This window comes from Mesotoga sp. Brook.08.YT.4.2.5.2. (assembly GCF_003351125.1).
In the GTDB taxonomy this organism is placed as follows: Bacteria; Thermotogota; Thermotogae; order Petrotogales; family Kosmotogaceae; genus Mesotoga.
In genome coordinates, this window is the sequence record NZ_JPGZ01000020.1 from 1 (window position 1) to 8378 (window position 8378).

Consider the following 8378-nt stretch of genomic DNA (forward strand, 5'->3'; position numbering starts at 1 on the left):
TGACAACTTAGAGTAGCTGGCATGCTACTGGCCAGGATCTCGATCTTTGAAACTGTTGCAAGTGACAAGTTGCGAGTTGAAAAAGAAAATGGTTGTCCGTTATCGGTTCACCGTTCTCCGATAAGAGCATGGCCCCGTTCTTGGAAGAGCAGTTCTTTATTCTTAAGCTCAGGAGCGCAATCAGAAGTCGACTTGTGAGAAGATGGTGTTCCTTCTATCTGATTCAAACATCAAGAATATGTCTCAAAGATTCTTGTATACATTTCTACGATGGCCGATATGCAGATTAGTAACTGACTTATCTTCATCACTAATCTCATAGATAATCCGATAGTCACCAGCTCTTATCCGCCATCCCTCTCTTCCGGTCAACTTACTAGAACCTCTTGGATGCGGATTCGAAGCGAGCAGCAATATCCTTTGCTTGATTCTGCTATAGTTCGGCTCTCGAAGTGACTGAAGCTCTTTTGCAGCTGTGCTGAGAATAAGAAGTTTGTATGTGTCAGGCATCTTCGCGCTTGACTTTATCTAGAGCCTCTTCAAACGGAAGAATCTTGTCGGTTGACTTCTTAGCTTTGTCGTATGCTCGAATCTCTTCCAATTCTTCCAACTCATCGAGAATCTTCTTATATGTAGAAATACTAAGAATCACGCTAACTGGTTTTCCATCTTCATTAACAATCATGCGGGGTTCTTTCATTAAATCACCTCATATGGAATTATAGCATTTTGAGGAGCGGTCCCTCGTTCCGAAGCTGCGTGTCCAAGTTCTTCTTGGTAAAGTTGAGGTCAGGGGACAGAGGCGAGAGGTTTGAAGGGCGACAAGAACTTAACTTTCTAACCTCTGGTTCGAGATGAGGAGAGAGGGCGAGAAGGATGAGAAGAACTAGATCCCGTGTAGGTGCATCAAGAGATGACCCCAAACAGGAGCCCTGAACAGAACATTTTCAGGGCAGGCTTCATTGGGGCGGGCTTCTTAGGGCAGGCTCTACGGGATGACAGCCTTTTCTTGCTTTGGTCATCCTGGCATACTACTGGCCAGGATCTCGATCTTTGGTGTGAAAAAGACAAGCAGTTGCAAATTATTAGAGCAAGGCCAATAAACTCTATAAGTCTCTTGAAATGCTCTTCTCGATCGGTGGACGGCGGACCGTTGACGGACAACGTTGTCTTCGTCAGCGACCAGCGGGTTCACCGCTTTTAAGCGTACAGCGGCCTTTTCGGTGAACGGGTTCATGATCTTGAACGGTCAACTCTGACCCTTTCATCCATTGATGATAAGATTGTTGTTATTACGGATGTTTGAGGTGATGTATGAATAGAGAGACGGTGAAGTTGACGCTTCTTGCAGAGGCACTGGAGATGAACTGGAATTCCTACACCGTATTTGAGCCGCTCAATGAGCTGGATGCTTTCCTTGACAGAGAGAAGGCTGTTAGATTAGCCGAAGCTGTGAAGAACGGGTTCTTACTCGATGAATCAGTTGAAGAGATTATGAACGACGGTTTCTTCAGAGGGTATCTGGCTGGGATGCTACTCTTTGACGATTCTCTTTCTGATGAGATAAAAGAGGAGATGGCAAGTATTCTTTTGGAAAACCTTCTTTCTCTTCTGAAGGATGCGGATGAATCACTGCTAAGTACTGACAAGTTCTACGGAAAGCAGGGCGACAACGATGAGAAGTTCTTTGCTCCCTTCGCGAAAACAGATACGGATAGCCCTAAGTCGAGTCTAAGTGAAAATCTTACTCGCTTCTGGTTTTACGCGAAGGACAGCTACTATACCCCTTTGATCCTGTGGGGAAATGAACTTGCGTCTTTTCTCTCCGAGAACATTCATAAGCATGGGCTTAACAGTGAAGCCGCGGAGAATCTGAAGAAGGTAATGCTTCCGATTGAAGCCTCTTATACGATGAGTGAGATTGTTGGATCGATCTTGGATTTTCAGATTCCAAGAGCCGAGAGTGATACCAGCTCCCAGCTGCCTATGCTGACTCTTATCATGAATGAGAATGTAAGTACTAAAGATATCGTGGAGCTTATTAAGAGCATTACTCAGTTTGCGGCTGTAGATTTCTTATATGCTGCGGTTGCCATGACCAGAAGCGATATTGCCGAAGAAAGGGAGAGGGCGAGAGAGATAGTCTGTGGGGTCTTCGATTCGCTTGAGGATCCTATACTTGCCGTTGTTTTGAATGCTGCGAACTTGTTGACGATAAACGGCTTTCTTCACGAGATCGTTTTGCAGTATGATTTCACCAAGCTTTTCGATTGGCTTAAGTCTTTTCTGGAGCCGCTTGAAGAGGAATTTTTAGACTCAACGATGCTGGCAGTTGCCACCGCGCTCATAGAGAAGGGAGAGTCGAGAGAGAACGTCGAGATGTTCATGGAGTACCTGAAGACTTTCGAGCACACGTTTGGAGTGACTACAGCGGGCTTTCTGCTCTCTAGAAAATACGAATTGGAAGATGAGTCCTTTTCAGCCGAGATTAAGCGTGGAGGCTCTACTGATGAATCGGATTATGACTTAATCCTTATTCTGGCAAGGGATTTTCTCAATGATCTGGAAATCGCTTATCAGGATATGGTTAGTGAATACGATCGTATGGGCGATCTCGAGGATGTCTTTTCAGAGCTGGAAGAGATTATGGAGCCTTGTTTCGTTTCAGAAGATGATTCCGAGGAAGTTGAATACTCTAGAGTGCCTATGTATACGCTTATAAACGCGGTAATGAGAAACAACGATCTGGACGACGCAATTGAGGCGATCGAGGCTTATTGCGACAAGTACATCTTTAACTTCGAGTTCATGAATACTCTTCTCTTCATGCCCACAAGGAAAATGGATAAAGTCATGGAGAATCTTCAATTCTCGGGGGAAATGGCAGTGGACTTTGTTGACGACATTGCTGACCTAGAGGATGAGGCCTACTTGATGAGTAAGAGAGATAGTCCTTCGAACAGAGAGTATTTGAGCCTTATAGAGAACTATATCGAGAAGCTGATCCAGGACAAGAACTATAGGGAGGCCTTAAGGGCCATCGAAGCAGTAGATCCATTTGTAAGTCCCGAGGATGCCGATAACCTTTATACGAGCAATATGATCGTTCGATGGAGGACGAAGGACTACGAGAACCTCGAATTACTGCTAGAAGCGATCGATGAGGAAAGCGAGCCGAAGGCCCTTATGGTTAAGGCGCTTTTTACTTATTTCAACAAAGAGATCGACGCAGCAGAAGGAATTATGATCGGGATTTTGCAGGAACTGCCTGATTTGATCCAGTATCTCCTCAAAAATGACGAACCGGATGAAGAGGACTTTGATAGGGCAGAAGATGGCGATATCAGATGCCAGAAAAAGATCAATGCGAAACTCTTGGCAGAAGAGTTCAGAGAAGACTGGTTCAAACTCAAGGGCGGCAAAGAGTGGCTGAAGAGAGTGCAGAAGGTTTTCGATGAAGTAAGCTAGGCTGGCGAAGATCATGCCGGGACGCAAGGCTGCCTTTGGCAGGAGGCGAGGCCGACTTCGTCGGGAAGTGATGCTGCTGCGCAAGAAGTGATGCTCGCTGGCGCGAGGAAGTGTGCGCCGAAAAGCATCGGCGGACGCAATGCCGGCAAAGGATCATGCCGGGACGCAAGGCTGGCAAGGATCATGCCAGGTCGCAATGCCCGGAGGAGCGTCCGGGGACGCAAGGCTGCCTTCGGCAGGAAGCATCTCAGGTCAACCGTCAACGGTTCACCGTTCTCCGAGAAGTCCGTCAGTTGCAAGTGTCACGCTGCATGTTATAAAAGCAAAAGCTAAAAAAAACTGTTCTTCCAGTACGCGAAAAATGGGACAGACATAAGGAGCCTGTCAGTCCCTATTTTCGCTTCTCGTCATCTCGTGAGCAAAGCGAACGGCTCGACATTGCTCTTTCTCAATCGAATGGTCTTAGCGGTGAACGGGTTCATGATCTTGAACGGTCAACGGCGAACCATGTTTTAGAGCGATCAGCGGAACTTCTGGCTTACAGCGGTTCTTCAGAGGTCGAGTTAGGTTCCTGGTCTTTGAAGATCAAACGTGAGAAGTAAGTGAGAGCATCGTGAATTATTTCCTGAGACAACTTCTGGTGTTATACTGAAATTAAGTCATTGAAGGAAGGTGACAGGAGATGTATGAGAACCTTCATATAAGCAATTTCAGGGGGATTCATGAACTCAAGATTGATGGCCTATCCCGGATTAATCTCTTTGTTGGATCGAACAATTCCGGGAAGACGAGCGTTCTCGAGGCAATGTTTCTCCTTTCAGGCGCAGGAAATCCTAGGCTTCCGACATCGATCAACTCTTTCAGGTCGTTGAAATTCGTATCTGACAATGTCTGGCGATCGTTCTTCAACAGAATGAATATCACTTCGCCCATAGTAATGGAGGGACTTAAAGACGGAGCCGCTAATAGACTCAGTATTTCTCCGATTACCGATGCAAGTGATCTCGGGGAAGTGGACTCTCATTCTCCGAAAGACTCGGATTCTTCATCTCAAGCTGGAAGCAAATCATCAAGCGAATCCTCGGTATTGGGGCTTGATCTGGTGTATGAGGAGACTGATTTGCAAGGCACACGACATACAAGGTCTCAGGTATTTCAGGAAAAGCGTGATGTAAGAACAAGGGTTTTGGAGGGCAAATTGGAGCCCAAGAGGGCGTTGTTCACTAATGATCTCACTATTACTTATTCAGAGATTGCCCTGAGACTGGAAAGAATGCTTGTGGATAAGAAAGACAAGTTGTTGGTGATGTAGCAAGGAAACTGGACGGTTCAGTTAGTGGATTCGTACTGGGGGCCAACGGAACTATATTTGTGGATATAGGACTGAGCAAGATGCTACCGGTTCAGCTGTTAGGAAACGGTATGGTGAAACTACTTGTTGTTAATCTGAATGCTTATGAAGCTCGTAATGGAATCCTATTGATAGATGAGATCGATAATGGGCTTCACCATTCTTCCCTCGATCTCCTCTGGAAGAGCCTAATTAGGTCAGCTATTAACTACGATGTGCAAGTTGCGGCTACCACTCACTCGTATGAATGTATCAAAGCGCTGGTAGATTCTACTGAGGGAGAATCAATGGAAGACATGATTAGAGTCTTTAGAACAGAGACGACAGACGATAAGGCAAAAGTCACGGTGTTTGATAGAGATGCCCTCACTCGTTTCATGGAGAGAGAGTGGGAGGTAAGATAGTGTTTAAGAAACCCGATAGTGTCGTCAGCGACTCACTTTTGATAGTAGAAGGAAAGGACGAGGTGTCTTTTCTTGATGCTTACATTTTCAGACATAAGGGCTTGGAGAAATCCAAGGTACAGATTATCGATGCGGGTGGAAAGTATAGTTTCAGGCAAGACCTGGCGGATCTAAAGGATCTACCAGGCTTCGATTCTGTCAGAAGGATCGCGATTATTAGAGATGCCGACCTTAGCGCCGAAAAAGCCTTTCAGAGCGTTTCGCATGTTTTGCGGAGCGAATCATTACCGGTGCCCGATAGACCAGGCCACTTCGCTACAGATGAATCTGGTATGGTAACAGTAGGGGTATTTGTTACTCTGGATAATAAACGTTCAAGTTGTCTCGAGTCTCTCTTGGTGGACGTTATTAAATCTCGTAACTTACGCGGCTGCGTAGATCAGTTCTTCAAATGCGCTGACAGATCATTTAGACCTAAACAGTATATGCTAGCCCTTCTATCTTTGATGCAGGAGTACTGCAACTCGATTGGCTTGGCTGCTCAGAAAAGCTACTTTGATTTCAGCATTTTCGATAGATGCGAGATGGGAACGCTCATAGATGCATTTCTCCAGATATAGTTCTTTTTCGTAAGCACAGGGATGACCAATGCTGGCAAAGGATCATGCCGGGACGCAAGGCTGCCTTCGGCAGGAGGCGAGGCCGGCTTCGTCGGGAAGTGATGCTCGCTGGCGCGAGGAAGTGATGCGCCGAAGAACATCGGCGGAAGTGATGCTGCTGCGCAGGAGGAAAATAAATGCCAGTCACCTTCGATGGCCAGTCTGCTGACGCAGGCCATTTCCGGCTGCGCCGGCTAAACAAAAAAAACGAGAAAGAGCTTTGTGGAGAGGTTCGCTGCGCTCACGAGAGAAGAGAGAGAGAAGAAACCAGTCAGAGGCGTTGAAGCTTCCGCCGCCACAATCATCTCTTTGATCTGACCTTGACCAAGAAGAACAGATCCTTGCTCTAGAGCGAAGAACAATGTTTTCTCTTTGGCGGCTGTCTGCTCTTATCCGTCCGAGAACGGCGGACCGTTGACGGACAACGTTGTCTTCGTCAGCGACCAGCGAGTTCACCGTTTTTAAGCGTTCAGCGGCTCTTACATTCGAGATCCCGATCAGTTTCATATCGGGATGACAGTCCTTCACGTCATCCTGAAGTGCTCCTGTTCAGGATCTGGGCTTGGGTCTCAGCGAAGGACGGGTCCATGATCTGGGACGAGTCACGAAGGACGGTTCTCCACAGCGATCAGCGTTTTTTTACAAGCGGGTCTTACCAGCGATCAGCGGGTTCACCGTTCTTAAGCGCACAGCGGTTGCTAAGTGCGAGATCCCGCACAGAACCACTGCGGGATGACTGTCCATGACCATAGGAGCTGGTCAGTTCCTAGCTTCGCGCTTCCAGCTGCTGCGCTTTCAAGATCAGATCCCGTGCAAGTTCATCACGAGATGACCAAAGAGGCGCTTATCAGGGCAGGCTCATTGGGGAACCATACTCTTTCTTCAGGTCATCCTGGCATGCTTCAGGCCAGGATCTCGGTCTTTGAAACAGTTGCAAGTGACAAGATGCAAGTTGAATAAGAAACGGTTATCCGTTATAGGCTCACCGTTCTCCGAGAAGTCCGTCAGTTGCAAGTGCCAAGCTGCATGTTATAAAAGCAAAAGCTAAAAAAAACTGTCCTTCCAGTACGCGAAAAATGGGACAGACATAAGGAGCCTGTCAGTCCCTATTTTCGCTTCTCGTCTTCTCGTGAGCGAAGCGAACGGCTCGACATTGCTCTTTCTCGATCGAATGGTCTTAGCGGTGAACGGGTTCATGATCTTGAACGGTCAACGGCGAACCATGTTTTAAAGCGAACAGCGGATCTTCAGGGCGAGATCCCGTGCAGGCCCATCACGGGATGACCCCAAACAGGAGCCCTGAACAGAACATTTTCAGGGCAGGCTTCATCAGGGCACGCTCTACGGGATGATGACCATTAGTGGTCGGGATAGAATAGCAACTCATCTCTGAACTTGTTTCAGCATTAAGTTTCTTTGATGACCGTCAACGGAGGACGCTTCATTGATTAGCTTGAAGCCCAGATCCTGAAAGAAGCACATTCATGAGGGGGTTAAGTGATTCTTCGATTATTGTGGTAGCGAACGGTCGTTTGCCCTCCTAATGTCAAATACGACTACTCCTCGTCTAGAAATTGAAGCAAGTCCTTCTTTGTCATTTGAAGATGGTCGGCGATTTCCGTGAGTATGGCGTTCAAAGTACCTGGCTTCAGCGGACTGTGTCTAGGTATAGTTATATGATGCTCACCTTTCTGCTTTGTAGTCACCTGACATGGCTGCCGCTTTGACGTGTGACTTCGTAACCTAACTTGGAGAGAACTTTGCACAGTTCTTCACCGCCGATATCCCTAGGGAGTCTCAAAGCGCAATTACCTCTTCTTTGACGAAATGCAGCCTGATTATTCTCGGGAGGTCGTTTTCATCGAAATGACATCTGATGGCATCTCTGATTTTCTCCCTGAGTTCTTCAAGAGTCTCCGCTTCAGTAACTATTGACTGGCCCAAAGCTCGCGCAATGAACCCCGAAACAGAATCCTCTTCAACCAGAAAGATTATCTCGCTATTCACCTTTTACCTCCACCTATTCTTCAGAAACCGCTCATTGTTTAAGAATCACTTAGTCAAGTTATCGGTCCTGCAATACTTCGGATGAATCATTTCGAATCGTATGAGCTTACAACCAATCAGGAAAATTATACCATCATCGAGAAGTGATGCTGCCTTTGGCAGGAGGCGAGGCCGACTTCGTCGGGAAGTGATGCTCGCTGGCGCGAGGAAGTGATGCGCCGAAAGATCGCCGGCGGAAGTGATGCTAATTGATTAGACGCAAGGCGCCGAAAAGCATCGGCGGACGCAATGCCGGCAAAGATCGTGCCGGGACGCAAGGCTGGCGAAGACCACGCCAGGTCGCAAGGCCCGCTTCGCGGGGAAGCTTTTATTGGTTCAACGTTATCTTTAGCAGCGATCAGCGGGCCCTTGTTCTTAAGCGTACAGCGGGTCCCTGTCTCCTATACACCACTGTCCCCGCCGACCACGCCCTACCTGCCGATATCGGGG

The 8378-nt window shown here is 47.4% G+C and carries 7 protein-coding genes and 1 pseudogene; 4 read left to right on the top strand and 4 right to left on the bottom strand.

Annotation, left to right across the window (positions count from 1 at the left end; translation table 11 throughout):
• Positions 1-243: 243 nt before the first annotated feature.
• Positions 244-510, bottom strand: a complete 267-nt coding sequence (locus tag Q502_RS15045) for a type II toxin-antitoxin system RelE/ParE family toxin (RefSeq protein WP_102819206.1) — start codon at positions 508-510, stop codon at positions 244-246.
• On the bottom strand, positions 503-700 hold the full coding sequence (locus Q502_RS05895) for a hypothetical protein (RefSeq protein WP_102819205.1): 198 nt from the start codon (positions 698-700) through the stop codon (positions 503-505). Before Q502_RS05895 ends, Q502_RS15045 begins: the two co-directional genes overlap by 8 nt.
• 614 nt (positions 701-1314) lie before the next feature.
• Between Q502_RS05895 and Q502_RS05905 the strand changes: the two genes are divergently transcribed.
• The 4 genes from Q502_RS05905 to Q502_RS05920 all read left to right on the top strand — a co-directional run bounded on the left by Q502_RS05905 (position 1315) and on the right by Q502_RS05920 (position 5843).
• On the top strand, positions 1315-3468 hold the full coding sequence (locus Q502_RS05905; protein WP_102819203.1) for a hypothetical protein: 2154 nt from the start codon (positions 1315-1317) through the stop codon (positions 3466-3468).
• A gap of 682 nt (positions 3469-4150) precedes the next feature.
• On the top strand, positions 4151-4780 hold the full coding sequence (locus Q502_RS05910; RefSeq protein WP_102819202.1) for an AAA family ATPase: 630 nt from the start codon (positions 4151-4153) through the stop codon (positions 4778-4780).
• Between the two features lie 59 nt (positions 4781-4839).
• Complete coding sequence (locus tag Q502_RS05915; protein ID WP_102819201.1) at positions 4840-5223, top strand: ATP/GTP-binding protein; 384 nt, start codon at positions 4840-4842, stop codon at positions 5221-5223.
• Entirely contained in the window at positions 5223-5843 is a 621-nt protein-coding gene (locus Q502_RS05920) for a DUF3226 domain-containing protein (RefSeq protein ID WP_102819200.1), read from the top strand. The genes Q502_RS05915 and Q502_RS05920 overlap by 1 nt, the downstream gene beginning before the upstream one ends.
• A gap of 1595 nt (positions 5844-7438) precedes the next feature.
• On the opposite strand, the pseudogene Q502_RS15050 reads toward Q502_RS05920, so the two are convergent.
• A pseudogene (locus tag Q502_RS15050) lies at positions 7439-7683 on the bottom strand (type II toxin-antitoxin system HicA family toxin).
• Positions 7680-7889, bottom strand: a complete 210-nt coding sequence (locus tag Q502_RS05935; protein ID WP_102819198.1) for a 2-oxoisovalerate dehydrogenase — start codon at positions 7887-7889, stop codon at positions 7680-7682. The pseudogene Q502_RS15050 and the gene Q502_RS05935 overlap by 4 nt, the downstream one beginning before the upstream one ends.
• Positions 7890-8378 lie beyond the last annotated feature (489 nt).

Excerpts from the sequence above, each read along its gene's own strand:
- Q502_RS05905 (WP_102819203.1), top strand. The coding sequence starts at position 1,315 with ATGAATAGAGAGACGGTGAAGTTGACGCTTCTTGCAGAGGCACTGGAG.
- Q502_RS05895 (WP_102819205.1), bottom strand. The coding sequence starts at position 700 with ATGAAAGAACCCCGCATGATTGTTAATGAAGATGGAAAACCAGTTAGC.
- Q502_RS15045 (WP_102819206.1), bottom strand. The coding sequence starts at position 510 with ATGCCTGACACATACAAACTTCTTATTCTCAGCACAGCTGCAAAAGAG.
- Q502_RS05910 (WP_102819202.1), top strand. The coding sequence starts at position 4,151 with ATGTATGAGAACCTTCATATAAGCAATTTCAGGGGGATTCATGAACTC.